Annotated in this window: 26 protein-coding genes; 22 read left to right on the forward strand and 4 right to left on the reverse strand. The window is 69.9% G+C overall.

The genetic code is table 11. The annotated features are described in order from the left end of the window. The 4 genes from truA to glmM all read left to right on the forward strand — a co-directional run. Nucleotides 1-845 (forward strand): tRNA pseudouridine(38-40) synthase TruA (truA, locus tag ACPYOG_RS11710; protein WP_481294400.1); only part of this gene is annotated, 845 nt, incomplete at its 5' end. A 206-nt stretch (nucleotides 846-1,051) separates the two neighbouring features. Next, nucleotides 1,052-1,498 carry a 50S ribosomal protein L13 gene (gene rplM, locus ACPYOG_RS11715; protein ID WP_090035941.1) on the forward strand — a complete coding sequence of 149 codons (447 nt, stop codon included), beginning with the start codon at nucleotides 1,052-1,054 and terminating at the stop codon, nucleotides 1,496-1,498. A 50-nt stretch (nucleotides 1,499-1,548) separates the two neighbouring features. Beyond that, on the forward strand, nucleotides 1,549-2,046 hold the full coding sequence (rpsI, locus tag ACPYOG_RS11720) for a 30S ribosomal protein S9 (RefSeq protein ID WP_090035943.1): 498 nt from the start codon (nucleotides 1,549-1,551) through the stop codon (nucleotides 2,044-2,046). A gap of 27 nt (nucleotides 2,047-2,073) precedes the next feature. Beyond that, complete coding sequence (glmM, locus tag ACPYOG_RS11725) at nucleotides 2,074-3,435, forward strand: phosphoglucosamine mutase (protein ID WP_481294401.1); 1,362 nt, start codon at nucleotides 2,074-2,076, stop codon at nucleotides 3,433-3,435. Nucleotides 3,436-3,498: 63 nt separating this feature from the next. On the opposite strand, the gene ACPYOG_RS11730 is transcribed toward glmM, so the two are convergent. Together ACPYOG_RS11730 and coaA are read right to left on the reverse strand one after the other, a co-directional pair. Continuing rightward, nucleotides 3,499-3,807: a helix-turn-helix domain-containing protein gene (locus ACPYOG_RS11730; RefSeq protein WP_481294402.1), complete on the reverse strand. Its 309-nt coding sequence runs from the start codon at nucleotides 3,805-3,807 to the stop codon at nucleotides 3,499-3,501. 81 nt (nucleotides 3,808-3,888) lie between these two features. Beyond that, on the reverse strand, nucleotides 3,889-4,827 hold the full coding sequence (gene coaA / locus ACPYOG_RS11735; protein ID WP_481294403.1) for a type I pantothenate kinase: 939 nt from the start codon (nucleotides 4,825-4,827) through the stop codon (nucleotides 3,889-3,891). A gap of 66 nt (nucleotides 4,828-4,893) precedes the next feature. Here coaA and glmS point away from each other — a divergent pair, with 66 nt between their 5' ends. The 8 genes from glmS to ACPYOG_RS11775 all read left to right on the forward strand — a co-directional run bounded on the left by glmS (nucleotide 4,894) and on the right by ACPYOG_RS11775 (nucleotide 11,784). Further along, nucleotides 4,894-6,744, forward strand: a complete 1,851-nt coding sequence (gene glmS / locus ACPYOG_RS11740; protein ID WP_481294404.1) for a glutamine--fructose-6-phosphate transaminase (isomerizing) — start codon at nucleotides 4,894-4,896, stop codon at nucleotides 6,742-6,744. A gap of 4 nt (nucleotides 6,745-6,748) precedes the next feature. After that, nucleotides 6,749-7,105 (forward strand): holo-ACP synthase, encoded by a 357-nt coding sequence (locus tag ACPYOG_RS11745; RefSeq protein ID WP_481294405.1) that lies wholly within the window; start codon nucleotides 6,749-6,751, stop codon nucleotides 7,103-7,105. Continuing rightward, complete coding sequence (gene alr, locus ACPYOG_RS11750; protein ID WP_481294406.1) at nucleotides 7,102-8,226, forward strand: alanine racemase; 1,125 nt, start codon at nucleotides 7,102-7,104, stop codon at nucleotides 8,224-8,226. The genes ACPYOG_RS11745 and alr overlap by 4 nt, the downstream gene beginning before the upstream one ends. 86 nt (nucleotides 8,227-8,312) lie before the next feature. After that, entirely contained in the window at nucleotides 8,313-8,822 is a 510-nt protein-coding gene (gene tsaE / locus ACPYOG_RS11755) for a tRNA (adenosine(37)-N6)-threonylcarbamoyltransferase complex ATPase subunit type 1 TsaE (protein WP_481294420.1), read from the forward strand. A gap of 9 nt (nucleotides 8,823-8,831) precedes the next feature. Continuing rightward, nucleotides 8,832-9,452 (forward strand): tRNA (adenosine(37)-N6)-threonylcarbamoyltransferase complex dimerization subunit type 1 TsaB, encoded by a 621-nt coding sequence (tsaB, locus tag ACPYOG_RS11760; RefSeq protein ID WP_481294407.1) that lies wholly within the window; start codon nucleotides 8,832-8,834, stop codon nucleotides 9,450-9,452. Continuing rightward, on the forward strand, nucleotides 9,449-9,961 hold the full coding sequence (rimI, locus tag ACPYOG_RS11765; protein WP_481294408.1) for a ribosomal protein S18-alanine N-acetyltransferase: 513 nt from the start codon (nucleotides 9,449-9,451) through the stop codon (nucleotides 9,959-9,961). The genes tsaB and rimI overlap by 4 nt, the downstream gene beginning before the upstream one ends. Then, nucleotides 9,958-11,043 carry a tRNA (adenosine(37)-N6)-threonylcarbamoyltransferase complex transferase subunit TsaD gene (tsaD, locus tag ACPYOG_RS11770; protein ID WP_481294409.1) on the forward strand — a complete coding sequence of 362 codons (1,086 nt, stop codon included), beginning with the start codon at nucleotides 9,958-9,960 and terminating at the stop codon, nucleotides 11,041-11,043. Before rimI ends, tsaD begins: the two co-directional genes overlap by 4 nt. Nucleotides 11,044-11,166: 123 nt before the next feature. Next, nucleotides 11,167-11,784, forward strand: a complete 618-nt coding sequence (locus ACPYOG_RS11775; protein WP_481294410.1) for a DUF4190 domain-containing protein — start codon at nucleotides 11,167-11,169, stop codon at nucleotides 11,782-11,784. Nucleotides 11,785-11,817: 33 nt separating this feature from the next. On the opposite strand, the gene ACPYOG_RS11780 is transcribed toward ACPYOG_RS11775, so the two are convergent. Next, a complete protein-coding gene (locus ACPYOG_RS11780) occupies nucleotides 11,818-13,005 on the reverse strand; it encodes a THUMP-like domain-containing protein (protein ID WP_481294411.1) in 1,188 nt (395 codons plus the stop codon). 151 nt (nucleotides 13,006-13,156) lie between these two features. On the opposite strand from ACPYOG_RS11780, the gene groES reads away from it, so the two are divergent. From groES to guaB, 3 genes are all read left to right on the forward strand, one after another. Beyond that, entirely contained in the window at nucleotides 13,157-13,453 is a 297-nt protein-coding gene (gene groES, locus ACPYOG_RS11785) for a co-chaperone GroES (RefSeq protein ID WP_090035966.1), read from the forward strand. Between the two features lie 175 nt (nucleotides 13,454-13,628). Then, the gene (rarD, locus tag ACPYOG_RS11790; RefSeq protein WP_481294412.1) at nucleotides 13,629-14,573 is read left to right on the forward strand and encodes an EamA family transporter RarD; all 945 of its coding nucleotides are present in this window, start codon (nucleotides 13,629-13,631) and stop codon (nucleotides 14,571-14,573) included. Between the two features lie 81 nt (nucleotides 14,574-14,654). Beyond that, complete coding sequence (gene guaB, locus ACPYOG_RS11795; protein WP_481294413.1) at nucleotides 14,655-16,157, forward strand: IMP dehydrogenase; 1,503 nt, start codon at nucleotides 14,655-14,657, stop codon at nucleotides 16,155-16,157. On the opposite strand, the gene ACPYOG_RS11800 is transcribed toward guaB, so the two are convergent. Continuing rightward, complete coding sequence (locus ACPYOG_RS11800) at nucleotides 16,081-17,283, reverse strand: MalY/PatB family protein (protein WP_481294414.1); 1,203 nt, start codon at nucleotides 17,281-17,283, stop codon at nucleotides 16,081-16,083. The two genes, guaB and ACPYOG_RS11800, sit on opposite strands and share 77 nt — an antisense overlap. Nucleotides 17,284-17,353: 70 nt before the next feature. Between ACPYOG_RS11800 and ACPYOG_RS11805 the strand changes: the two genes are divergently transcribed. The 7 genes from ACPYOG_RS11805 (at nucleotide 17,354) to guaA (ending at nucleotide 25,236) form a co-directional block, all read left to right on the forward strand. After that, a complete protein-coding gene (locus ACPYOG_RS11805; protein WP_090035984.1) occupies nucleotides 17,354-18,472 on the forward strand; it encodes a GuaB3 family IMP dehydrogenase-related protein in 1,119 nt (372 codons plus the stop codon). Nucleotides 18,473-18,527: 55 nt separating this feature from the next. Further along, entirely contained in the window at nucleotides 18,528-20,321 is a 1,794-nt protein-coding gene (locus ACPYOG_RS11810; RefSeq protein ID WP_481294415.1) for a glycerol-3-phosphate dehydrogenase/oxidase, read from the forward strand. Nucleotides 20,322-20,450: 129 nt separating this feature from the next. Beyond that, nucleotides 20,451-20,984, forward strand: a complete 534-nt coding sequence (locus tag ACPYOG_RS11815) for a cation:proton antiporter regulatory subunit (RefSeq protein ID WP_244527854.1) — start codon at nucleotides 20,451-20,453, stop codon at nucleotides 20,982-20,984. A gap of 6 nt (nucleotides 20,985-20,990) precedes the next feature. Further along, complete coding sequence (locus ACPYOG_RS11820) at nucleotides 20,991-22,301, forward strand: cation:proton antiporter (protein ID WP_481294416.1); 1,311 nt, start codon at nucleotides 20,991-20,993, stop codon at nucleotides 22,299-22,301. Between the two features lie 56 nt (nucleotides 22,302-22,357). After that, on the forward strand, nucleotides 22,358-23,149 hold the full coding sequence (locus ACPYOG_RS11825; RefSeq protein ID WP_481294417.1) for an SURF1 family cytochrome oxidase biogenesis protein: 792 nt from the start codon (nucleotides 22,358-22,360) through the stop codon (nucleotides 23,147-23,149). 4 nt (nucleotides 23,150-23,153) lie between these two features. Then, nucleotides 23,154-23,603, forward strand: a complete 450-nt coding sequence (locus ACPYOG_RS11830; RefSeq protein ID WP_481294418.1) for a DUF3817 domain-containing protein — start codon at nucleotides 23,154-23,156, stop codon at nucleotides 23,601-23,603. A 10-nt stretch (nucleotides 23,604-23,613) separates the two neighbouring features. After that, nucleotides 23,614-25,236, forward strand: a complete 1,623-nt coding sequence (guaA, locus tag ACPYOG_RS11835) for a glutamine-hydrolyzing GMP synthase (protein ID WP_481294419.1) — start codon at nucleotides 23,614-23,616, stop codon at nucleotides 25,234-25,236. The last annotated feature ends 106 nt before the right edge of the window (nucleotides 25,237-25,342 follow it).

A 25,342-nucleotide genomic window follows, 5' to 3' on the forward strand; every position in this document is an offset into this window, starting at 1 on the left:
ATCGCCTCGACATCGCATACCAGGGCACCGACTTCAACGGCTGGGGCCGCCAGCCGGGCCTCCGCACGGTGCAGGGCACGCTGGAGGATGCGCTCGCGACGATCTTCCGCCGCGCCGGTGAGCCGCCGCAACTGACCGTCGCCGGACGGACCGACGCGGGGGTGCATGCAGTGGGTCAGGTCGCTCACGTCGATCTCACCCCGGAGCAGGAGACGCTGCTGCGCAAACCGCACGGCAAGCGGGCGCCCCTCTCGGCCGAGGAGGCGCTCGGCCGGCGGCTGAACGGCATCCTCGGTCCGGTCTCCGACGTCGTGGTGCTCGCAGCCTTCCTCGCGCCGGAGGGATTCGACGCGCGGTTCTCGGCGCTGTGGCGGCGATACGAGTATCGAGTGGCCGACCGGGTGGCGCTGCGCGACCCCCTCCAGCGGCATCGCACGACCTGGGTCTCCTCCGACCTGGATGTGGCCGCCATGGACATGGCGGCTCACGGCCTGCTCGGCCTGCACGACTTCGCCAGCTATTGCAAGGCGCGGGAGGGTGCCACGACGATCCGCACCCTGCAGTCCTTCGCCTGGCGCCGAGAACCGGACGGCGTACTCGTGGCGGACCTGACCGCGGACGCCTTCTGCCACAGCATGGTCCGTGCGCTCGTCGGCGCCTGCGTGGAGGTGGGGGAGGGCGAGCTCGACCCGGGCGACCTGGTGTCGCTGCGCGATGAGAAGCGGCGGACCAACGCCTTCAAGGTCATGCCGTCACGTGGGCTGACCCTGCTGGAGGTCGGATACCCCGAAGGCCCCGAGCTCGCGTTGCGCGCAGAGCGCACCCGCGCGCTGCGCGAGCTGTAGCCGGGTTCCGTCACCGAGCGACTTCCACTCGGTTTGACCGGTAGTGCGGGGGTCACGTAGTATTGAGCTTTGGTGTCCGCGCCTTCTGCGGCGCGACATACGAACGTGAGCCCTCCACCGGCACGGTTCCGTCCTTTCGGGATGCGAACCTCCATCGGAGCGGGATTCACGAACACCTCCGTTCGAGACAGAAAGCAGCCACTACTGTGACGCGCACCTATTCCCCGAAGGCCGACGAGATCCAGCGCGACTGGGTCATCATCGACGCGACCGACGTCGTGCTCGGTCGCCTCGCCAGCCACACCGCCGCCCTCCTGCGCGGCAAGCACAAGCCGACCTTCGCCCCGCACATGGACGGTGGCGACTTCGTCATCATCGTCAACGCCGAGAAGGTCGCCCTGACCGGTCAGAAGGCCCTGCAGAAGAAGGCCTACCGCCACTCCGGTTACCCGGGCGGCCTCAAGGCCACCACCTACGCCGAGCTCCTCGAGAAGAACCCGGTGCGTGCCGTCGAGAAGGCCGTGCGCGGGATGCTGCCGAAGAACTCCATCGGTCGCGCCCAGCTCCGCAAGCTGAAGGTCTACACCGGAAGCGAGCACCCGCACGCCGCCCAGCAGCCGAAGCCGTACACGCTCGGCCAGGTCGCCCAGTAGCGGGCGCCGAAGACCTTCACGACTTCACGAGACAAAGGATTATCACCACCGTGGCGAAGATCGCAGACAGCATCGAAACGGCTCAGGCCGACAATGTCGAGTCCTACTCGACCGAGACCCCGGCCTCGGAGGCCCCGGCCGCCCCGCGCGCCGTCCTCTCCGTTCCCGGCGCGGCCGTCGGCCGCCGCAAGGAGGCCATCGCGCGCGTGCGCCTGGTCCCGGGCTCCGGCAGCATCACGGTCAACGGCCGTGAGTTCGCCGCCTACTTCCCGAACAAGCTGCACCAGCAGCTCATCAACGACCCGTTCAAGGTGCTCGACCTGATCGGCTCCTACGACGTCGTCGCCCGCATCACCGGCGGTGGCCCCTCGGGTCAGGCGGGCGCCCTGCGCCTCGCCATCGCGCGCGCGCTCAACGAGATCGACCGCGAGAACAACCGCCCGACCCTGAAGAAGGCCGGCTTCCTCACGCGCGACGCACGCGTCACCGAGCGCAAGAAGGCCGGTCTCAAGAAGGCCCGCAAGGCGTCGCAGTTCTCCAAGCGCTGACGCGCGCGAGCGTCTAGGCTTCGGTCCATGCCACGCCTCTTCGGAACCGACGGCGTTCGCGGTCTCGCGAACGGAAGTCTCACCGCCGACCTGGCGCTCGGCCTTGCGCAGTCAGCTGCTGCTGTACTGACGCAAGGCCGAAGCGCCGAGGCGCGGCGCGCTGCGGGCAAGCGCCCGAGCGCGATCGTCGCCCGTGACCCCCGCGTCTCGGGCGAGTTCCTCTCCGCCGCCGTCTCGGCCGGGCTCGCCAGCTCCGGCATCGACGTGTACGACGCGGGAGTCATCCCCACGCCGGCTGCCGCCTTCCTGATCGCCGACTTCGACGCCGACTTCGGTGTGATGGTGTCCGCGTCGCACAACCCGGCGCCCGACAACGGGATCAAGATCTTCGCCCGCGGCGGCACCAAGCTCCCCGACATCGTCGAGGACCGCATCGAGCAGCACCTCGACCTCGAGAAGCTCACTCCGACCGGCGCCGACGTCGGCCGCATCCGCCGGTTCGCCGACGCCGAGGACCGCTACGTGGTCCACCTGCTGGCCAGCCTCCCGCACCGGCTCGACGGCATCCACGTCGTGCTCGACTGCGCGCACGGCGCCGCCGCCGGCATCTCGCCCGAGGTGTTCACCGACGCGGGAGCCCGTGTCACCGTCATCGGCGATTCGCCGGACGGCATGAACATCAACGACGGTGTCGGATCGACCCACCTCGACAACCTCGCCAAGGCCGTCCTCGCCGCCGGCGCGGACGTCGGCATCGCGCACGACGGCGACGCAGACCGGTGCCTGGCGATCGACGCGAACGGCAATGTGGTCGACGGCGACCAGATCATGGCCATCCTCGCGGTCGGGATGAAGGAGCGCGGCAAGCTGCGCGAGAACACCCTCGTCGCGACCGTGATGAGCAACCTCGGCCTGAAGCTCGCCATGCGCGACAACGGGATCCGGGTCGTGGAGACGGCCGTCGGGGACCGCTACGTGCTGGAGGAGATGAACGAGAACGAGTACTCGCTCGGAGGCGAGCAGTCCGGTCACGTCATCATGCGGGACTTCGCGACCACCGGCGACGGCATCCTCACCGGGCTGCACCTCCTCAGCGAGATGGCCCGGCAGGGCAAGACCCTCGCCGAGCTGGCCCGCGTGATGACGGTCTACCCGCAGGTGATGGTCAACGTCAAGAACGTCGACCACCACGCCGTGCACACCGACGAGGGACTGAAGACCGCCGTGAAGACGGCGGAGAGCGCGCTCGGCGACACGGGACGCGTGCTCTTGCGGCCCTCCGGAACCGAGCCGCTGGTGCGGGTGATGGTGGAGGCGGCAGACCAGGTCACGGCCGAGCGCCTCGCCAACGAGCTGGCCGACGTCGTGCGGGAGCGCCTGGCGCTCTGAGCGGTGCGGGCGCGTCGCAGGCTGCAGCCGCGGCTACGCCCGCTGCCGCGCCGCAGGTCGCGGTCAGCGCGACTCGTGCTCCCGTCGCGCGGCGATGAAGTCGGCGACCGAGTACGCGCGCGAGCGGTCGGGCAGCATCTGCGTTCCGTACAGCCCCGCCATCAGTTCGCCCGGGTCCTTGTCGAGCGCTGTTGCGATGCGCACGATGGTGTGGAGCTCCGAGTTGGCCTCGCCGCGCTCCACCCGTCCGTAGTTGGTCACGTGCATGTCGGCCAGGTTGGCGATGTCCTCCTGGCTCATGCCGAGGGCGATACGCGCCTCGCGCACCCGCCGTCCGAGGAGTTCGGCGGCACGAGAGCGAGAAGTAGGCACGCCTCATGCCTACGCGACGCGCTCTTCGCTGGCCAGAGCTTGACAACCTCCACCGTCTGAGCATCGGGCTTAAAAGCCCTCTCAGAGCTTGCGCAGCAGGACCGAGCTGACCGCGTGATTCACGTCCTTGCGCAGCACCAGCTTCGCTCGCGACCGGGTCGGCCGGATGTTCTGGAGCAGGTTCGGCTCGTTGATCGCGGTCCAGATGGATCCGGCCCGCGCCCGCGCCTCCTCCTCGGTCAGTTGCGCATACCGGTGGAAGTACGACTTCGGGTTCGTGAAGGCTCCGCGCTGCAGCTTCAGGAACCGCTCCTCGTACCAGTGCGCGATGTCGCGCGTGCGCGCATCCACATAGACGCTGAAGTCGAACAGGTCGCTGACGGCCAGCCGGTTACCACCGCCCGCCGGCTGCAGGACGTTGAGGCCCTCCACGATGAGGACGTCGGGACGCCGCACCACGATCTCGGCATCCGGGACGATGTCGTAGCTCAGGTGCGAGTAGAAGGGAGCGCGGACCTCCGCGGCGCCGCTCTTCACGGCGGTGACGAAACGCAGCAGCGCCTTGCGGTCGTAGGACTCGGGGAAGCCTTTGCGCTCCATCAGGCCCTGGCGCTCCAGCTCGGCGTTCGGCAGCAGGAAGCCGTCCGTCGTGACCAGCTCGACGCGCGGGGTGTCGTCCCAGCGCGACAGCAGCTCACGGAGCAGGCGTGCGATGGTCGACTTGCCGACCGCCACGGATCCCGCGACGCCGATGACGAAGGGCGTGCTGGCCGCACGTTCGCCCAGGAACTCGTTCGTCACGCGGTGGAGCTGCTTGGTGCCGCCGACGTACAGGTTGAGGAGCCGGCTGAGCGGCAGATAGACCTCTTCGACCTCGCGCATGTCGAGCGGATCCCCGAGGCCGCGCAGCTGCACGACCTCGGTCTCCTGCAGCGGCAGGCGCGTGTTCTGCGCGAGCTCCGCCCAGTCGCTCCTGCTCAGCTCGACGAAGGGGGAGGAGTCGCCGCCGTTCTCAGCCATAGGCCCCCAAGTCTAGAGGGGAGCATTCAGCGGGTCCTCACTCCGGCCCACGATAGACTCGGGTGCATGTGTGGAATCGTGGGGTACGTCGGTACCGACAAGAGCCTCGAGGTGCTGATGGGCGGGCTGAAGCGCCTGGAGTATCGCGGATACGACTCGGCCGGCATCGCCGTCATCGGCCCGGATGGAGCCCTCGGCACCGCTAAGAAGGCGGGCAAGCTGTCGGTGCTGACCGACGAGCTGCAAGAGCACCCCATCCCGAACGGACAGACCGGCATCGGCCACACCCGCTGGGCGACCCACGGCGGCCCGACCGACGTCAACGCGCACCCGCACCTGGGCGACGACGGTCGCCTCGCCGTGATCCACAACGGCATCATCGAGAACTTCTCCACGTTGAAGGACGAGCTGCTCGCCGACGGCTTCGCATTCGAGTCGGAGACCGACACCGAGGTCGCCGCCGTCCTGCTGGGCCGCGAGTACCGCCGCACCGGCGACCTGCCGGAGGCGTTCCAGGCGGTCGTCTCGCGTCTCGAGGGTGCGTTCACGCTGCTCGCGATGCACCAGGACCAGCCGCACGTCGTCGTCGGCGCGCGCCGCAACTCTCCGCTCGTCATCGGGCTGGGCGACGGCGAGAACTTCCTCGGCTCCGACGTCGCGGCGTTCGTGGAGCACACCCGCCGGGCGATGGCGATCGGCCAGGACCAGATCGTCACCATCACGCCGGACAACGTCACTGTCACCGACTTCGCCGGCGCGCCGGTCGAGGTCGAGCCGTTCGAGGTGGCGTGGGATGCCTCGGCCGCCGAGAAGGGCGGCTGGTCGTCCTTCATGGCCAAGGAGATCTCCGAAGAGCCGGACGCCGTAGCCAACACCCTGCGCGGGCGCATCGTGGACGACGCCGTCCACATCCCGGAGCTGGATGCGCTGGGCGACGAGTACTTCGCCGGCATCGACCGCATCACGATCATCGCGTGCGGCACCGCCGCGTACGCGGGCATCGTCGGCAGCTACGCGATCGAGAAGTGGGCCCGCGTCCCCGTGAACGTGGAGCTCAGCCACGAGTTCCGCTACCGCGAGCCGGTGCTGACGGAGGGCACGCTGGTCATCTCGATCAGCCAGTCCGGCGAGACGATGGACACGCTGATGGCGGTCAAGTACGCCCGCGAGGCCGGCGCGAAGGCGATCTCGGTCTGCAACACCCAGGGTGCGACCATCCCGCGCGAGTCGGATGCGGCCCTCTACACGCACGCCGGGCCGGAGGTGGCGGTCGCGTCGACCAAGGCGTTCGTCGCGCAGATCACGGCGCTATACCTGTTCGGCCTGCACCTGGCGCGGATCCGCGGCACCCTCGACGGCTCCCGGCAGCGCGACGCGATCGCCGAGCTGCTCGCCGTGCCCGGCAAGATCGCGACCGTGCTCGAGTCGCACGGCGAGATCGCCCAGCTGGCCAAGTGGATGTCGGACACCCGCTCCGTGCTCTTCCTCGGCCGCCACGTCGGCTACCCGATCGCGCTGGAGGGTGCACTGAAGCTCAAGGAGCTCGCGTACATCCACGCGGAAGGCTTCGCGGCCGGCGAGCTCAAGCACGGTCCGATCGCGCTGATCGAGCCCGGTCAGCCGGTCTTCGTGGTGGTGCCGAGCCCCCGGTGGTCGGACGAGCTGCACAAGAAGGTCGTCTCGAACATCCAGGAGATCCGTGCGCGCGGCGCCCGCGTCATCGCGATCGCCGAGGCCGGGGATGCCGCTGTGCTGCCGTTCGCCGACGAGGTCATCCGCATCCCGCTCGCCGCGCCGCTCTTCGAGCCGCTGCTGGCCGTCGTCCCGCTGCAGATCTTCGCGATGGAGCTCTCGGCGGCGAAGGGCCTGGACGTGGACCAGCCGCGCAACCTGGCCAAGTCCGTCACCGTGGAGTGAGGCCGTGATCGCCGGCATCGGAGTCGATGTGGTCGATCTCGCGCGCTTCGAGCGGTCGATCGCGCGCACGCCGAAGCTGCGCGAACGGCTCTTCACGGAGGCGGAGCGGCCGCTGCCCGTGCACTCCCTCGCGGCGCGGTTCGCCGCGAAGGAGGCGCTGATCAAGGCGCTCGGCGGCTCGGAGGGCGTGCGCTGGCACGACCTGGAGATCGTCCCGGACGAGGAGAGGAACCCCGGTTTCGTGCTGCACAACGTCGTCGAGGCGCAGGTGCGTGAGCGGGGTATCGTCCGCATCCACGTGTCGATGTCCCACGATGCCGGAGTCGCGACGGCATTCGTCGTGACGGAGACCGCGCCGTGACCGCCTTCCGCGAGCGGGTGGTCGATCTGGATGCGGTGACCGCGAACGTCGTCCGCTTGCGCGAGCTGGTCGGCACGCCGCACGTCATGGTGGTCGTCAAGGCCGACGCGTACGGGCATGGGGCGGTGGAGTGCGCGCGGGCGGCGCTCGCCGGAGGCGCCGACTGGCTCGGCGTAGCGGACATCGCCGAAGGGCTCGCACTCCGGGAGGCCGGGATCGCGGCGCCGGTGCTCGCCTGGCTGCACGATCCCGACGAGGACTTCGCAGCGGCCGTCCGTGCACGTCTCGATCTGGGCATCTCCTCGCGTGCGCAACTGGAGGCGGCGGCCGCAGCCGCGGACGGCGAGCGGCCGGTCTTCCTCCAGCTGAAGGTGGAGACGGGACTGAGCCGCAACGGCATCGCCGAATCGGACTGGGAGGCGGTGTTCGCCCGGGCGCGGGAGCTGGAGACCGCCGGCCGTGTCGTCGTCCGCGGCATCTTCTCCCATGTGTCGAACGCCTCGCCGGAGGACGACCGGGCCGCGGTGGCCGTCTTCGAGCGGGCGCTGGAGCGCGCACGAATCGCCGGGCTCACTCCTGAGCTGCGGCACCTGGCGGCGAGCGCGGCTGCGCTCTCGCTTCCGGAGGCGCGGTACGACCTGGTGCGGCTGGGCATCGCCGCCTACGGGCTGTCGCCGTTCGGGCGGTCCGCGGCGTTAACCGCTGAAATGGGACTGCGTCCGGCGATGACGCTCCGCGGCCGCGTCGCCGCGGTGCGCCGCGTGCCCGCGGGCAAAGGCGTCTCCTACGACTACACCTACCGCACCGAGAAGGAGACGACGCTGGTCCTCGTCCCGCTCGGCTATGCGGAGGGCATCCCGAGGCATGCCTCCAACGCGGCGCCGGTGTCGATCAGCGGGCGGACCTTCCGGGTGAGCGGCCGCGTGGCCATGGACCAGTTCGTGGTCGACGTCGGTGACCTCGAGGTGGCCGTGGGCGACGAGGTCGTGCTGTTCGGCGACCCCGCGACCGGCGTCCCGAGTGCGGACGACTGGGCCGAGGCGGCCGGCACCATCAACTACGAGATCGTCACGCGGCTCGGCGGCCGGCTCGAACGGACCTTCGTCGGGGGAGGCCGGTGATGGATGCGCCGGGTACGCACGGCGGGCCGGATGCGCCGGGTGCGCTGCCGCTTCCGTTCACCCGCCGCGTCGCGACGGCCGCCGGAATGCACGCCCTCGGCCGGGAGCTGGCGACGGTCCTGCGGGCGGGCGACCTCGTCGTCCTCACGGGTCCGCTCGGCGCGGGGAAGACGACCCTGACCCGCGGGATCGGCGAGGGTCTGGACGTGCGCGGTCCCGTGACGAGCCCGACCTTCGTGCTGGCGCGGACGCATCCCAGCCTCTCCGGCGGCACGCCCCTGGTGCACGTGGACGCGTACCGGCTCTCGAGTGCGCTGGAGCTCGACGACCTCGACATCGACTTCGCGCGATCGGTCGTCGTGGTCGAGTGGGGCAGCGGGATGCTCGAGGGCGTCGCGGAGTCGTGGCTCGAAGTCGAGATCGAACGGCCGACCGGCGCCGAGCAGTGGGTCGCTGAGGCCGGCGGCCGGGGCGCTGGCGAGCCCGACGAGTCCGACGACCTCGACGAGCTGGATGAGCCACGCACCGTCCGGATCACCGGCTTCGGGCCGCGCTGGGCGGCCTCCCCGGGTCCGGCCTCCATCGATCCCGCTTAGGCTGGAAGCATGCTCCTCGCCATCGACACGTCCGCCGGCACCAGCGTGGCGGTCGTCGACCGGGAGGGCGGCGTCCTCTGCGAGCTCATCGAGACCGACACGATGCGCCACGCCGAAGTGATCGGTTCCCTGATCGAGGAGGCGCTGACGGTCGCAGGCGTCGAGGTGAGCGCACTCTCCGGTGTGGTCGCGGGGATGGGACCCGGCCCGTTCACCGGTCTCCGCGTCGGCATCGCCGCCGCGAAGGCGTTCGCCTTCGGCGCGGGCAAGCCGCTCGTGCCGGTGGTCAGCCACGACGCCGTGGCCTACGAGAGGTATGCCGCAGGCGTCACGGGCCCGCTGCTGGTCGTGACCGACGCCCGCAGGCGCGAGCGCTACTGGACCGCCTACTCCGGCACGGACGCGTTCGGGCTGCCCGTGCGTCTCGACGGACCGGGGCTCGGAAAGCCCGACGAACTCCCGCATCCCGAGATCCCGCGCTTCGATGCGGCGGTGGTTCCGGCCGGCCGGCTCGGGATGCTCGCCGAGCTCCGCTACGCCAACGGACTGTCGATGGATGCAGACGACGCCCTCTATCTGCGCTCGCCGGATGTGACGCTGTCGGCCGGACCCAAGCGGGTGACGGCATGAGCGCATCCGGTCACCCGGAGTACCGGCTCCGGCGGGCAGTGGTCGAGGACGTGCCGGCCATCATGGAGCTGGAGCGATCGACCTTCGTCACCGACGCGTGGTCGGAGCGGTCGATGCGATCGGAGGTGGCCGGCGAGCACGGGTACTACCTCGTCGCCTTCGAACCGGCGACGCCCGAGCGGATCGACGGCTATGCAGGCCTGCTCGCACCGCGCGGCGGAGGCGAGGGCGACATCCAGACCATCGCGGTGGCTCCGCATGCGCGCCGACGCGGCGTCGGGCGGACGCTCATGCTGGCTCTGCTCGCCGAGGCGCGGGACCGCGGAGCGCGCGAGGTGTTCCTCGAGGTCCGGGCCGACAATCCGGGAGCCCAGTCGCTGTACCGGGAGCTGGGGTTCGAGGAGATCGGCGTGCGCCCGAAGTACTACCAGCCCGATGGCGTGGATGCGGTCGTCATGCGTCTCGGCGACCCGGCCACATCCATGCCCACCCCGGAGACGACCGCATGACCCATCCCGCTACGACGGACGACGGCCCCCTGGTGCTCGGGATCGAGACCTCCTGCGACGAGACCGGCGTCGGCATCGTCCGCGGCACGACCCTGCTCGCCAACACGATCGCCTCGTCGATGGAGGAGCACGCCCGGTACGGCGGAGTCGTCCCGGAGGTCGCGGCGCGGGCGCATCTGGAAGCACTCGAACCGACGCTGCGGACCGCGGTGGCGGACGCCGGCATCGAGCTGGCGGACGTGGATGCGATTGCGGTCACCAGCGGACCCGGCCTCTCCGGAGCGCTCATGGTCGGCGTCGGAGCGGCGAAAGCGCTCGCCGTGTCGCTGGGCAAGCCGCTCTACGCGGTGAACCACCTCGTCGGGCATGTCGGCGCCGACCTGCTGGACGCGGCCGGCGGCCCCGGGCATCCCGTCGAACTCCCCACGATCGCGCTCCTCGTGTCCGGTGGCCACACCTCGCTGCTGCTCGTGCGCGACCTCGTCTCGGATGTCCGCCTGCTCGGCGAGACCATCGACGATGCCGCGGGGGAGGCGTTCGACAAGGTCGCGCGGGTGCTCGGGCTGCCCTATCCCGGCGGTCCGCAGATCGATCGCGTGGCGGCGGACGGCGACCCTCGCGCCATCCGGTTCCCCCGCGGGCTGACGCGGCCGAAAGACCTCGAGCAGCACCGCTACGACTTCTCCTTCTCCGGCCTCAAGACGGCCGTCGCCCGCTGGGTCGAACAGCGGCAGGACGCCGGCGAGGAGGTGCCGACGGCGGATGTCGCCGCATCCTTCCGCGAAGCGGTCGTCGACGTCCTCATCACGAAGGCGCTGGCCGCCTGCCGCGACCACGACGTGCCGCGGCTGCTGCTGGGCGGCGGGGTGGTCGCCAACGCACGGGTCCGGCAGCTCGCCGTCGCGCGCGCGGCAGAGGCGGGCGTCGCTCTGCGCATCCCTGCTCTCTCGCTGTGCACCGACAACGGGGCGATGATCGCCGCCCTGGGCGCGCAGCTGATCCTGGCCGGGCACGGACCCAGCGAGCTGACATTCTCGGCGGATTCGACCCTTCCCGTCACCGAGATTCAGGTCACCGGCTGAGACGCTGCGTTGACACCCCCGCTGGGTGACTGCCACGATGGAGGCGATACAGCGTTCTCTCAGGAAGTCTCTTCCCGCGGGAGCCGCCGACCGCCAGCTTCCAGCATGAAGGAGATGGGTCCCATGACCGATCCGAACGCTCCCACCGACCCGGTGGACCCCAACGCAGAGAACGGCTCGGTCCCACCGCCCCCTCCCGTGCCGCCGGCGGGCGACACCGGCGCTGTCCCGCCGCCCGCACCGGACTACGGCCAGCAGCCTCCCGCGCCCGACTACGGTCAGCAGCCGCCGGCACCGGGATATGGTCAGCAGCCGCCCGCGCCGGGATACGGCCAGCCCTACCAGCAGCCGTACGGGCAGCAGCCGGGCCAGCCGTACGGACAGCAGCCCTACGGTCAGCAGCCGGGGCAGCCCTACGGTCAGCCCGCCTACGGTCAGCCCGCGCCGGGCTACCAGCAGCCGTACGGTCAGCCGGCGGCCAAGTCGCCCATCCTGAGCATCCTGTCCCTGGTCGGCGGCATCGTCGGCATCGTGATCAACCTCGCGTGGGGCATCGGTGTCCTCTTCGGAATCGCCGCCGTCGTGCTCGGGTTCATCGGCCGCAACAAGGAGCCGCAGGCTCGCGGCTTCTGGCTGACCGGAATCATCCTCGGATTCGTCGCGATCGTGATCGCGATCATCTACTGGATCTTCCTCGTGATCGTCTTCGCGAGCCTGGCGCACTACTCCTCGACGTACTGAGCCTGACGGACTGACGCGGTTCGCCGGGCGGCCTCAGAGCCGTTCGGCGAGCAGCGCGGTGTGCCGCCCGGCGACCCTGGTGAGGATCAGGGTCGCCGGGCGGTCGCCGTTCAAGGCCAGGCGCCGGCGCAGCACGGCCGGGTCGACATCCACGCCCCGCTTCTTGATCTCCAGCGTGCCGATGCCGCGCTGACGCAGCGCCCGCTTGAGCTCCTTCTCGGCGTACGGAAGCGGCTCCAGGATGCGGAATCCTGCAGCGAACGGCGTCTCGACCGGAGCGTCCGCGGTGATGTATGCGATCTGCTCGGACAGCATCCGGCCACCGATCCTGCGCGCGAGGTCGCCGATGAGCCGGGCCCGGATGACCGCGCCGTCGGGTTCGTACAGGTACTCGCCGAGCGGTCCCGTTTCCTCGTCCTCGCTGTCCGCGTCAGCGACCAGCTCGTCGGTCTGGTCGCCGCGCAGCACGAGCGCCGCTCGCCGGATGCCTGGCCGGGCGAGCGCGCCGAACCAGAGGCCCAACTCGACCACCTGACCGTCGGCCGACACCCACTGGGCCTCGGCGGTCGAGGGGATGAGGTCGCGGTCGAAGCCCGGCCCCAGCTTCAGGCCGACGGAGCGCCCGGTGGCGAGTTCGTACGCGAACCCGAGGGAGGGCGTGTAGTCGTCGGGGTCGGTGAGCCGTTCCGTCTGCGTGTGGCCCGGCGTGCGACGCGCGGGGTCGAGGAAGACGCCGTCGATCTCGCGCAGGTCCACATCCTCGGCGCACTGGTTCTCGACCGCAGCGCTCGGGAAGGGCGCCAGGTTGAAGGAGGCGATGGCCGCGGTCACCTCGTCGGCCTCGATCGCGGTGACCTCCAGCTCGAGGGCGGCGAACGCGAGCGCGTCGCCGCCGATGCCGCACCCGAGGTCGGCGACGCGGCGGATGCCCGCCGAGCGGAACCGTCCCGCGTGATGGGCCGCCACCGGGAGGCGCGTCGCCTGCTCGAGCCCGGCCTCCGTGAAGAGCATGCGGGAGGCGAAGTCGCCGAACTTGGCCTCCGCCTTCCTGCGCAGCTTGGACTGGGTGAGCACGGCGGCGACGAGGGCGGGGGAGTGGCCCTGCTTGCGCAGGTCGCTGACGATCCGCAGCACATCCTGCTCGCTGCGATAGGGCGGCAGCGCGTCGAGCAGGCGCAGACCCTCTGGACTCAGCAGGGCTACGAGCTCGGACCGTTCCATGGGGTCAACGCTACCCTGGCCGTTTCGCGCCACCTGGCACTCACGTTGCGTGACTGCTAACTCTCCCCCTAGACTCGGGTTAGCACTCTCAGTGCGAGTTTGCTAATTCAGTCTTAGTCGAGACACTGTTCTTCACAGGAAAGGGGTCAACGTGTCGGTCTCCATCAAGCCGCTCGAGGATCGCATCGTCATCAAGCAGGTCGAGGCTGAGCAGACCACTGCTTCCGGTCTGGTCATCCCCGACACCGCCAAGGAGAAGCCGCAGGAGGGCGAGGTCGTCGCCGTAGGCCCCGGCCGCATAGACGACAACGGCAACCGCGTCCCGCTCGACGTCTCCGTCGGCGACAAGGTCATCTACTCCAAGTACGGCGGCACCGAGGTCAAGTTCGGCGGCGAGGACTACCTCGTCCTCTCGGCCCGCGACGTGCTGGCGGTCGTCGTCCGCTGACGAACCCCGCTTCCGACGGCCCGGCTGCTTCGCGCAGCCGGGCCGTTCGTCGTTTCCGGGTCCACCGACAGCGGGCGACATTCGTCACGAATGTGCACGTGGAGGCTCGTGGGGGCGACATTCGTCACGAATGTGCACGCCGCGGGTGTCGGAGGCCGGAGGTAGAGTCAGGCAAGTGACAGCACCACAGCACGACCTCACCGCGCACCGCACCTCGGGCCTGGTCTACGCGATCTCCGCGTACCTGCTCTGGGGAATCCTCCCCATCTATTTCCTGGCGCTGGTGCCGTCGGGAGCCTGGGAGATCGTGGCCTGGCGGGTGGTCTTCTCGCTCGTTTTCTGCGCGATCGCACTGACGGTCATGCGCGCATGGCGCACCTTCGGCCGGCTGCTGACCGACCGGCGTGTGCTGCTCACGATGGGCCTCGCCGGCGCCCTGATCTACGTCAACTGGCAGACCTACGTCATCGCGACCGTGAGCGGGCACGTCGTCGAGGCCGCGCTCGGCTACTTCATCAACCCCATCGTGACTGTCTTCCTCGGCGTCATCGTTCAGCGCGAGCGCCTCCGTGTCGCCCAGTGGGTGGCGGTCGGCGTCAGCGTGATCACCGTGGTCGTCCTTGCGATCGGCTACGGCTCGCTGCCGTGGATCGCGCTCATCCTCGCCTTCTCGTTCGGCCTGTACGGCCTGATCAAGAAGCGGGTCGGCGGCCGGGTGGATGCTCTCTCCGGCTTGACGCTGGAGACCATGTGGCTCACGCCCGTGGCCGTCATCCAGCTGATCGTGGTCGGCGTCACGGCGGGACTCACCCTCGGCACGGTGAGCGTCTGGCACACCGTCCTGCTGGCCGCCGCCGGTGTCATCACGGCCGTCCCCCTCCTGTTCTTCGCCGCGGCCTCCCGCCGTCTGCCGCTGGTCTACATGGGGTTCATCCAGTACTTCGCCCCGTTCATCCAGTTCATCGTGGGCGTCGCCATCCTCCACGAAGCGATGCCGCCGGAGCGCTGGCTCGGGTTCGCGATCGTGTGGGTGGCGCTGCTCATCCTCAGCGTCGACCTGATCGTCGCGGCACGTCAGGGCAGGCGCGCGCCGGAGCTGGATCTCGCCCGCGTCGACTAGAGCCGGACCGGGCGGAATACCCGCCCAGGTTCTGCCGTTACCATTGAGCATCCACAGTGGCGCAACCTTGATAGGGGTGAGATGGATCAGGCGGATCCGTTCGGTTTCATCGGTTTGACCTACGACGACGTGATGCTCCTTCCCGGGCACACGGACGTCATCCCGAGCGAGGCTGACACCTCTACTCGCCTGACCAAGCGCATCTCGATGGCGACACCGCTGCTCTCGAGCGCGATGGACACCGTCACCGAGTCGCGCATGGCCGTCGCCATGGCGCGCCAGGGCGGCATCGGCATCATCCACCGCAACCTCTCGATCGAGGACCAGGCGGCCCACGTCGACAAGGTGAAGCGGTCCGAGTCGGGCATGATCACCAACCCGGTGACGACGACGCCCGACGCGACCGTCGAAGAGGTGGATGCGCTGTGCGGCCAGTTCCGGGTCAGCGGGCTGCCCGTGGTCGAGCCGGACGGCACTCTTGTCGGCATCATCACCAACCGCGACATGCGCTTCGTCTCGCCGTTCGAGCGCTCGACGACCGCCGTCCGCGACGTCATGACCCGCCAGCCGCTGATCACGGCGCCGGTGGGCATCGATCCCGACTCGGCGGTCGCCATCTTCGCCGAGCGCAAGATCGAGAAGCTGCCCCTGGTGGATGCGGACGGCAAGCTCCGCGGCCTCATCACGGTCAAAGACTTCGACAAGAGCGAGAAGTATCCCGACGCCACGAAGGACGAGGAGGGCCGGCTGCGCGTCGGCGCCGCGATCGGCTTCTTCGGCGACGCCTGGGACCGAGCGATGACCCTGGTGGATGCGGGCGTCGACCTCCTCGTCGTCGACACGGCCAACGGCGACAGCGCCGGCGTGCTCGACATCATCCGTCGCCTCAAGGCCGAGCCGCGCGCGTCGCACATCGACGTGATCGGCGGCAACGTGGCCACTCGTTCCGGTGCCCAGGCGCTGATCGATGCGGGAGCGGATGCGATCAAGGTGGGCGTCGGCCCGGGCTCGATCTGCACCACGCGCGTCGTCGCCGGTGTCGGCGTGCCGCAGGTCACCGCGGTCTACGAGGCGTCCCTGGCGGCCCGCGAGGCGAACGTCCCGCTCATCGCCGACGGCGGCCTCCAGTACTCCGGCGACATCGCCAAGGCGCTGGTCGCGGGCGCGGACAGCGTCATGCTCGGTTCCCTGCTCGCCGGAACCGCCGAATCCCCGGGCGACCTGGTCTTCGTCAACGGCAAGCAGTTCAAGAAGTACCGCGGGATGGGCTCGCTCGGCGCGCTGCAGACCCGCGGCAAGAAGACGTCCTACTCGCGCGACCGCTACTTCCAGGCGGACGTGCCGAGCGACGAGCAGCTGATCGCCGAGGGCATCGAGGGTCAGGTGCCGTTCCGCGGCCCGCTCTCCGCCGTGGCGTACCAGCTCGTCGGCGGCCTGCGTCAGTCCATGTTCTACGTGGGCGCGCGCACCATCCCGGAGCTGAAGTCGCGCGGCAAGTTCGTCCGCATCACCGCGGCGGGCCTGAAGGAGTCGCACCCGCACGACGTGCAGATGGTGGTCGAGGCCCCGAACTACCGCCGCTGAGCGGCCGAGGAGCAGACCTCGGCGAGCAGGCGAAGTTGAGGCGGACGAAGCCCGCGCCTTGCGCGCCGAAGTCGGTCCCGGCGATGAGCGCCACCCGTGCCTCCTCGAGGATGCGCGTCGACGGGTGATCGCCCCAGCCGAGCTCGCGCAGGTCCAGCCACGCCAGGTAGCTGGCGTGCGGCTCGCGGTAGCGCACATGCGGGAGTCGATCGGTCAGGAGCACCGAGAGCAGCATCCGGTTCGCCTCGATGGACTGGAGCGCCCCATCCAGCCACTCCTGGCCGGAGCCGTAGGCGGCCTCGCTCGCGATGCGCCCGAACAGGCTGGTGCGCACCTCGACCTCGATGGGCAGGGCATGGATGCGCTCCGCCTGCTCCGCTGAAGCGGTCACGAAGAGCGCGCACTTCAGGCCGGCGAGGTTCCACGCCTTGCTGGCGGAGTGGGCGGCGATGCCGATGCGCCGTGCGTCCTCCGACACGGACAGGAACGGGGTGAACGTCGCATCCGAGTGCGTGAGCGGCGCATGCACCTCGTCGCTGACGACGGACACGCCGTGGTGCGCGGCCAGCGCAGCCACCGCCTCCAACTCGGCGCGGGGATGCACGAGGCCGAGCGGGTTGTGCGGATTGCAGAGCAGGAACGCCTTCGCACCGCCGGCGAACGCGCGCTCCAGGCCGGCGAGGTCGAGAGCCCAGCCCGCGCCGTCCGCGCCGCCCTCGAGCAGCGGGACCTCCTCGACCACGCCGCCGGCCTCCGGGATGAGCTCGAAAAAAGGCGGGTAGACGGGAGGCGTGATGACGACCCGGTCGCCCGGCTCGATCAGGGACCGCAGCGCTTCGACGATGACGACGCTGACGTCGGTGGTCGTCCGGGTCCGCGCCGGGTCGACCGTCCAGTTCCAGCGGGTCAGCGCGTAATCGGCGAACGCGCGCTTCACGCGGTCGTCCGGCCCGATGTAGCCGGTGTCGCTGCGGTCGACGGCCGCGTGCAGCGCGTGGGCGATCGGAGCCGCGAGCGGATAGTCCATCTCGGCGACGAAGAGCGGCAGGACATCGTCGGGATACTCGCCCCACTTCTCGCTGGTGCGCTGGCGGAGGCGGCTGAGAGGTTCGGCTTCGACGGTCACCCCACCACCTTCCCACGCTTCCCGGGCACTGGCCCAGTCACTCCCGCGGCCTAGACTGAACCGCGTGAGTATGGAGATCGAGATCGGCCGCGCCAAGCGCGCCCGCCGTGTGTACGCCTTCGACGACGTCGCCGTGGTTCCGAGCCGGCGCACCCGCGACCCGGAGGACGTCTCGGTCTCGTGGACGATCGACGCGTACCAGTTCGCGATCCCCTTCCTCGCCGCTCCCATGGACTCGGTCGTCTCGCCGACCACCGCGATCATGATGGGTCAGCTCGGCGGCCTCGGCGTCCTCGACCTCGAGGGACTCTGGACCCGGTACGAGGACCCGGAGCCGCTGCTCGCGGAGATCCGGGAGCTTCCGGCCGAGCGCGCGACCAACCGCATGCAGGAGATCTACTCGGAGCCCATCAAGCCGGAGCTCGTCACCCGTCGTCTCGCGGAGATCCGCGAGGGCGGCGTCACGGTGGCCGGGGCGCTGTCCCCGCAGCGGACCCAGGAACTGTACGAGACCGTGGTGGAGGCGGGCGTCGACCTGTTCGTCATCCGCGGCACCACGGTATCCGCCGAGCACGTCTCGAAGAACGTCGAGCCGCTCAACCTCAAGAAGTTCATCTACGAGCTGGATGTGCCGGTCATCGTGGGAGGCGCGGCCACCTACACGGCCGCGCTGCACCTGATGCGCACCGGTGCGGCCGGCGTGCTCGTCGGGTTCGGCGGGGGAGCCGCCTCCACCACCCGCTCGACCCTCGGCATCCACGCGCCCATGGCCACCGCGGTCGCGGACGTCGCCGGCGCTCGCCGGGACTACATGGACGAGTCCGGCGGCCGCTACGTGCACGTCATCGCCGACGGCGGCCTCGGGAGCTCGGGCGACATCGTCAAGGCGATCGCCTGCGGCGCGGACGCGGTGATGCTCGGCACGACGCTCGCGCGTGCCACGGACGCGCCGGGCGGCGGCTGGCACTGGGGTGCGGAGGCGCACCACGCGCAGCTTCCGCGTGGCAATCGCGTCGCGGTGGGCCAGGTCGCGCCGCTCGAGGAGATCCTGTACGGCCCGGCTCCGGTGGCCGAGGGCTCTGCGAATCTCGTGGGAGCCTTGCGCCGCAGCATGGCCACGACGGGATACTCGGATGTGAAGGAGTTCCAGCGCGTCGAGGTCGTCGTCGCGCCCTACACGACGCGGTAGTACACGGTGCGGTAGGTGCAGTCCGGCCGACGGCGGCCGGGGAGGGAGAGAACGAATGACAGATTCAGCTCCGGGCGGCAACAGGAACGCCACCCCCGCCTCCCACCCGGCCGTGACGTATCCGTCGCGGCTCGGTCCAGCCGAGCGTGCGGCCGCGATCTCGGCGCTCAAGAACACCGAGCTCGACATCCTCGTCGTGGGCGGCGGCATCGTCGGTGCGGGCTCGGCCGTGGACGCCGCGACGCGTGGCCTGACCACGGGCCTCGTCGAGGCGCGGGACTTCGCCTCCGGAACCTCCAGCCGGTCGTCGAAGCTGGTGCACGGCGGCATCCGCTATCTCGAACAGCTCGACTTCCGGCTCGTCCGGGAGGCCCTGATCGAGCGCGGCCTGCTTCTGCAGCGCATCGCGCCGCACCTGGTGAAGCCGGTGCGCTTCCTGTACCCGCTGCACCAGCGCGTGTGGGAGCGCTTCTACGTCGGCGCCGGGATGATGCTGTACGACATCTTCTCGTACACCGGCGGGCGCCCTCCCGGCGTCCCGCATCACCGGCACCTGAGCAAGCGGCAGGTGCTGAACGCCATCCCGTCGCTGAACAAGGACGCGCTCGTGGGCGGGATCACGTACTACGACGCCCAGGTGGATGACGCCCGCTACGTCGCGAACCTGGTCCGCACCGCGGCGCACTACGGCGCGCATGTGGCTCCCCGCGTGCGGGTCGAGGGCTTCATCAAGGTCGGCGAGCGCGTCGTCGGCGTCCGGGCGCACGACCTGGAGACCGACGAGCGGTTCGACATCCGTGCGAAGCAGGTCGTCAACGCGACCGGCGTGTGGACGGACGATACCCAGGCGATGGTGGGCGAGCGCGGCCAGTTCAAGGTCCGCGCATCCAAGGGCATCCACCTCGTCGTGCCGCGCGACCGGTTCCAGTCCAAGATGGGCCTCCTGCTGCGCACGGAGAAGAGCGTGCTGTTCGTCATCCCGTGGGGCCGCCATTGGCTGATCGGCACGACCGACACCGACTGGCACCTGGACAAGGCGCACCCGGCGGCGACCGCGGTCGACATCGATTACCTGCTCGCGCACGTGAACGAGGTGCTGAACGTCCCGCTGACCCGGGAGGACGTCGAGGGCGTCTACGCCGGACTGCGTCCCCTGCTCGCAGGCGAGTCCGAGCAGACGTCGAAGCTCTCGCGCGAGCACCTCGTCGCCCACTCGGTGCCCGGCCTCGTCGTGATCGCCGGCGGCAAGTGGACGACGTACCGCGTGATGGCGAAGGATGCCGTGGATGCCGCGGTGAGCGCACTCGACGGGCGCATCCCCGAGTCCACCACGATGGAGATCCCGCTGGTCGGCGCGGAGGGCTACCAGGCGGCGTGGAACCGCAGGTACCGGATCGCGCAGGAGTCGGGGCTGCACGTGGCGCGGATCGAGCACCTGCTGAACCGGTACGGAACGTGCGCCGAGGACATCCTCGCGCTCATCCGCGAGGACCCGTCCCTCGCCGACGCGCTGCCCGGCGCCGACGACTACGTCGGGGCGGAGGTCGTCTATGCGGCCACCCACGAGGGCGCGCTGCACCTGGAGGACGTGCTCGCGCGACGGACGCGCATCTCCATCGAGGCGTGGGACCGCGGCGCGTCCGCGGCCCCGGTCGCGGCCTCCCTGATGGCACGGGTGCTCGGCTGGGACGCCGGCCGCGAGGACCGCGAAGTTCGCACCTACCTCAAGCGCGTCGAGGCCGAGCGCGCCAGCCAGCTGCAGCCCGACGACGAGTCAGCCGACCGCATCCGGCTCGAGGCCCCCGACATCGTCGAGGTGGATGCCGCGGCGGCGAAGTCGCAGTCGTAGGCGCCGAACGACCGGAGAGCGGAGGCCGGGCGGCCTTCCGCGGAGAGCGATCTCCCGGAGGGCCCCTGCGCGCCTCCGGTAGACTGGAACCGTACCCCCAAGGCCGGCGAACCCGGCGAATGGAGACGGATGATGGTAGACGTTCGACGGGTCAAACTGCCCGGTGTCGGGGTGCTGCACACGTTCGTCACCGACGACGGCGGCAAGGTCGGGGTCATCGCGCACCGCTCCGGTCACAGCGACCTGATCACCTTCTCGGACCACGAGGACGGGGCCGACGTCACCAAGGTCTCCCTCCGGCTGAACGAGGACGAGGCCCACACCCTCGCCGAGCTGCTCGGCGGCACGCAGATCACCGAGGCGCTGACGGCGCTCGATCAGATCCCGGGCCTCAGCATCGACTGGTTCACCGTCGACTACGACGACTACATCGCCGGACAGCAGCTCGGCGCCCCCGGCGACCGCGGCTTCGTCGGGCTCACGGTCGTGGCCGTGGTGCGCGGCGACTCCGCCAACCCGGCGCCGGCTCCCGACTTCAAGGTCTTCCCGGGGGACACCCTCGTGGTGGCCGGGACGCCGGAGAAGGTCGCGAAGGCGTTCTCGTTCTTCCGCACGGGCGAGGTCGCCCACCGGGTCACCGCCGACGCGCCGCCCGGAGGCTGATCGACGATGCATCTCGGCGCAGACCTCATCGTTCTCGGGATCCTCCTTCTCGTCGCGTACGTGCTCGGGCGCCTCGGCCGGCTGGTGGGTCTCCCCGCGATTCCGATCTACATGATCGTCGGCCTGCTCGCGAGCCCGCACACCGGCTGGTTCCCCCTCAACTTCGACAGCGACTACATCGAGCTCATCGCGATCTTCGGGCTCATCCTGCTGCTCTTCACCCTGGGCCTGGAGTTCGATCAGGACGAGTTCTTCGGCAATTTCGGCAAGCTGATCGTCTCCGGCGGCTCGTACATCCTCATCAACATGGGCGTCGGGCTCGCATTCGGCTTCTGGGTCGGCTGGGGGACCCGGGAAGCGCTGATCATCGCCGGGATGACCGCCACATCCTCGTCCGCGATCGTCACCAAGCTGCTCATCGAGCTGCGGCGGCTCGCGAACAGAGAGACGCCGATGATCCTCGGCGTGACCGTCGTCGAGGACATCTTCATCGCGATCTACCTGGCCATCGTGTCGGTGGTGCTGAGCGGCGAGACCGACTTCTGGCCGGTCGTCGGGAAGCTCACGGTCGCGTTCGTCTTCCTGGTGGTGATGTTCACCCTCGCCCGGTTCGGCGGCCGGTTCGTCTCGCGGCTGTTCCGCACGAAGGACGACGAGCTGTTCACCATCCTGTTCTTCGGATTCGCCGTGCTGTTCGCCGGCGTCGGCGAGGTCCTCGGCGTGACCGACGCGATCGGCGCGTTCCTGATCGGGCTGGTCCTCGGGGCGACCAAGTTCCGCAACAAGATCGAGCACATCGCGATCCCGCTGCGCGATCTCTTCGCGGCGTTCTTCTTCTTGAACTTCGGGCTGGCGTTGAACCCCGGCCTGTTCCCGTCGGTCCTCGTCCCGGTCCTGCTCGCGGTGCTGATGACGATCGTGCTCAACATCGCCGCCGGGCAGTTCGTGGCGTGGGTCAACGGGATGGGCGTCCAAGGCGGCATCAACACCACCGCGATCCTGCAGAACCGGGGAGAGTTCGCGCTCATCCTCGCGACCCTGTCGCTGTCGGCGGGGCTGGATGCGCGCATCCAGCCGTTCGCCGGTCTCTACGTGCTCATCATGGCCGTCGCCGGTCCGATCCTCGCAGCGAACTCCGAGAGGATCGGTGCGATGATCCTACGGGCCGGCCCGAGGCGCCGGCGCGAACGGAAGAAGAGGAACGCCCCCATGATCGACGAGGAGATCGCGCTCGTGGATGCGGCCACGGCCGACGTCGACCGGATGGTCGAGCGGGCGATGCTGCAGCAGGACGCCGGAGAACGGGAACGGGACTGACCATCGAAACGACCACGGGAGCGTCGACGTCCACCGGCGAGACGACCCTCTTCCAGATGATGCTGCGCCCGCGCTGGATCGGCGCGCTGGTGTTCGCGCTGCTGCTCGCGGCGGGATTCGCCGCCCTCGGGCAGTGGCAGCTGCAGCGTGCGGTCGACTCGGGCAAGGCGGTCGAGGCGCCGACCGAGACGGTGCTCCCGCTCGCGCGGGTGGCGACGCCCGGGGCTCCGCTGCACGACGTGGCGGTCGGCCAGCTGGTCGAGTTCACGGGTTCTTTCGTGCCGGGCGACTATCAGCTGCTTCACGGACGGCTCAACAAGGGCAGAAGCGGCTGGTGGGTGGTCGGCCACGTCGACATCGAGCGTGGCGACGGCAGCCGTGCCGCGCTCGCCGTCGCACGCGGCTGGGCTCCCGACGAGGCGTCGGCGAAGGCCGCTGTCGCGCGGCTTGGCGAGGCGCCGGAGACGCCCCAGCGGGTCGTCGGCCGCATCCTCCCCGACGAGCAGCCGGAAGTTCCGACCGACAAGTTGAAGGACCCGACAGGGATGCGGACGCTCGGCATCGGCCAGCTCTACAACCTGTGGACGGGCGTCGACGGGATGGACGTGTACGCCGGCTACGTCGTCGAGCGTGGTGCCCCGGACGGCCTGGTCCAGATCGACTCCCCGCCGCCGATCGCCCAGACCGAGCTGAACTGGCTCAACGTCTTCTACGCCGCCGAATGGGCCATCTTCGCCGGATTCGCGGTGTTCCTCTGGTTCCGGTTGGTGAAGGACGCCAAGCAGCGCGAGGACGAGGAGCGGGAGCTGGCGGCGCAGGAAGCAGCCACTGCAGGGAACGTAGAATAGCTGCATGCCCCTCGCCCCGAAGCTCGAAGACTTCCCGAAGATCCGCAGGGCGCTCCGGTTCTACCAGGTGTTCGCCTACGTCACCGGCATCATGCTGCTGCTCCTCTGCAGCGAGATGATCGTGAAGTACGGGCTCGGCTACGAGCTCTTCGCGTTCAGCAACTACGGCGCCTTCACCTTCGTGCCGGTCAAGAACGCGGTCGCCCCGACCGGTGTGGATCTGAGCACCGGCATCCTGATCGCTCACGGCTGGCTCTACGTCGTGTACCTGTTCTCGGACTTCCGCCTCTGGACGCTGATGCGCTGGCCGTTCGCGAAGTTCGTCATGATCGCCCTCGGCGGCGTGGTGCCGTTCCTCTCGTTCTTCGTGGAGGCGCGCATCACCAAGCAGGTGCGGTCCTACCTGGCCGGCCGGGAGGCCGAAGCCGTGATCCCCGTGGAGGCGACAAATTAGCGGAGAATCCATGAGTGCAGACCCTGCGTTCACCGATGTCCTGAGCGGGGCCGACTCCGCGAACCCGTCCGGGCCCGTCCTCGTCGTCGACTTCGGCGCGCAGTACGCGCAGCTGATCGCCCGCCGGGTGCGGGAAGCGAACGTGTACTCCGAGATCGTGCCGCACACGGTGACGGCTGCCGAGATCGCGGCCAAGCGCCCTTCCGGGATCGTGCTGTCCGGCGGACCCTCATCGGTCTACGAGGAGGGCGCGCCGCGGCTCGACGAGGCGATCTTCGACCTCGGCGTGCCGGTGCTCGGCATCTGCTACGGCTTCCAGATCATGGCGACCGCCCTGGGCGGCGAGGTCGCGAAGACGGGGCAGCGGGAGTACGGGTCGACGGCGGTGCGCATCGCGGACGGCGCCCGGTCCGGCAGCCTGCTCGACGGGCAGCCGGAGGAGCAGACCGCCTGGATGAGCCACGGCGACTCGGTCGCCCGGGCGCCGGAGGGCTTCGAGGTCCTGGCGTCGACCGACGGTACGCCGGTCGCGGCGTTCGCCAACGACGCACGCCGGCTGTACGGCGTGCAATGGCATCCCGAGGTCAAGCACTCGACGTACGGGCAAGCGGTGCTCGAGAACTTCCTGCACCGTGCCGCCGGCATCCCCGCCGACTGGAACAGCGGCAACGTGATCGCGGACCAGGTCGCGGCCATCCGTGCGCAGGTCGGCTCCGGCCGCGTCATCTGCGCGCTGTCCGGCGGCGTCGACTCCGCCGTCGCGGCCGCGCTCGTCCACGAGGCGGTCGGTGACCAGCTGGTGTGCGTCTTCGTCGACCACGGACTGCTCCGCAAGGACGAGGCGCGCCAGGTCGAGGAGGACTACGTCGCGGCCACCGGGGTGCGCCTGGTGACCGTGAACGCGCAGAAGCAGTTCCTGGATGCGCTCGCCGGCGTCAGCGACCCGGAGACCAAGCGGAAGATCATCGGCCGGGAGTTCATCCGCGTCTTCGAGAAGGCCCAGGCCGACCTGATCGCCGAAGCGGCGAGCGAGGGCGACCCGATCCGGTTCCTCGTCCAAGGGACCCTGTATCCGGATGTGGTCGAGTCCGGCGGCGGTGCCGGCACCGCCAACATCAAGAGCCACCACAACGTGGGCGGGCTGCCGGAGGACCTCCAGTTCGAGCTGGTCGAGCCGCTCCGCACCCTGTTCAAGGACGAGGTGCGAGCGATCGGACGCGAGCTGGGACTTCCCGAGGCGATCGTCGGCCGCCAGCCGTTCCCCGGGCCCGGTCTGGGCATCCGCATCGTCGGCGAGGTCACGCAGGAGCGCCTCGACCTGCTGCGCGACGCGGATGCGATCGTGCGCGCCGAGCTGACGGCGGCGGGCCTCGACGCGGAGATCTGGCAGTGCCCGGTGGTGCTGCTCGCCGACGTCCGCTCGGTCGGCGTCCAGGGCGACGGCCGCACCTACGGGCACCCGATCGTCCTGCGGCCGGTGTCGAGCGAAGATGCGATGACCGCCGACTGGACGCGCCTCCCGTACGACCTGCTGGCGAAGATCTCGAACCGCATCACCAACGAGGTGGACGGCGTGAACCGGGTCGTGCTCGACGTGACGTCGAAGCCGCCGGGAACGATCGAGTGGGAGTGACGCTGCCGTCGCGCAGCCGCTCCTGAAGCGACGAAGGGCCGCCGTGCGGCCGCACGGCGGTCCCTCTTCGTCTTGCGGTTTCTCTCGGGTGAGCGTCAACTGCGGG

Source organism: Leifsonia sp. HAY1-4F, from assembly GCF_056755275.1.

Bases quoted from the DNA above. Each gene is read 5' to 3' on its own strand.
- ACPYOG_RS11805 (WP_090035984.1), top strand. From the start codon at position 17,354: ATGGAGATCGAGATCGGCCGCGCCAAGCGCGCCCGCCGTGTGTACGCC.
- glmM (WP_481294401.1), top strand. From the start codon at position 2,074: ATGCCACGCCTCTTCGGAACCGACGGCGTTCGCGGTCTCGCGAACGGA.
- ACPYOG_RS11810 (WP_481294415.1), top strand. From the start codon at position 18,528: ATGACAGATTCAGCTCCGGGCGGCAACAGGAACGCCACCCCCGCCTCC.
- tsaB (WP_481294407.1), top strand. From the start codon at position 8,832: ATGCTCCTCGCCATCGACACGTCCGCCGGCACCAGCGTGGCGGTCGTC.
- guaA (WP_481294419.1), top strand. From the start codon at position 23,614: ATGAGTGCAGACCCTGCGTTCACCGATGTCCTGAGCGGGGCCGACTCC.
- ACPYOG_RS11815 (WP_244527854.1), top strand. From the start codon at position 20,451: ATGATGGTAGACGTTCGACGGGTCAAACTGCCCGGTGTCGGGGTGCTG.
- guaB (WP_481294413.1), top strand. From the start codon at position 14,655: ATGGATCAGGCGGATCCGTTCGGTTTCATCGGTTTGACCTACGACGAC.
- ACPYOG_RS11775 (WP_481294410.1), top strand. From the start codon at position 11,167: ATGACCGATCCGAACGCTCCCACCGACCCGGTGGACCCCAACGCAGAG.
- tsaD (WP_481294409.1), top strand. From the start codon at position 9,958: ATGACCCATCCCGCTACGACGGACGACGGCCCCCTGGTGCTCGGGATC.
- glmS (WP_481294404.1), top strand. From the start codon at position 4,894: ATGTGTGGAATCGTGGGGTACGTCGGTACCGACAAGAGCCTCGAGGTG.
- ACPYOG_RS11825 (WP_481294417.1), top strand. From the start codon at position 22,358: ATGATGCTGCGCCCGCGCTGGATCGGCGCGCTGGTGTTCGCGCTGCTG.
- tsaE (WP_481294420.1), top strand. From the start codon at position 8,313: ATGCACGCCCTCGGCCGGGAGCTGGCGACGGTCCTGCGGGCGGGCGAC.
- ACPYOG_RS11780 (WP_481294411.1), bottom strand. From the start codon at position 13,005: ATGGAACGGTCCGAGCTCGTAGCCCTGCTGAGTCCAGAGGGTCTGCGC.
- ACPYOG_RS11820 (WP_481294416.1), top strand. From the start codon at position 20,991: ATGCATCTCGGCGCAGACCTCATCGTTCTCGGGATCCTCCTTCTCGTC.
- ACPYOG_RS11830 (WP_481294418.1), top strand. From the start codon at position 23,154: ATGCCCCTCGCCCCGAAGCTCGAAGACTTCCCGAAGATCCGCAGGGCG.
- coaA (WP_481294403.1), bottom strand. From the start codon at position 4,827: ATGGCTGAGAACGGCGGCGACTCCTCCCCCTTCGTCGAGCTGAGCAGG.
- rimI (WP_481294408.1), top strand. From the start codon at position 9,449: ATGAGCGCATCCGGTCACCCGGAGTACCGGCTCCGGCGGGCAGTGGTC.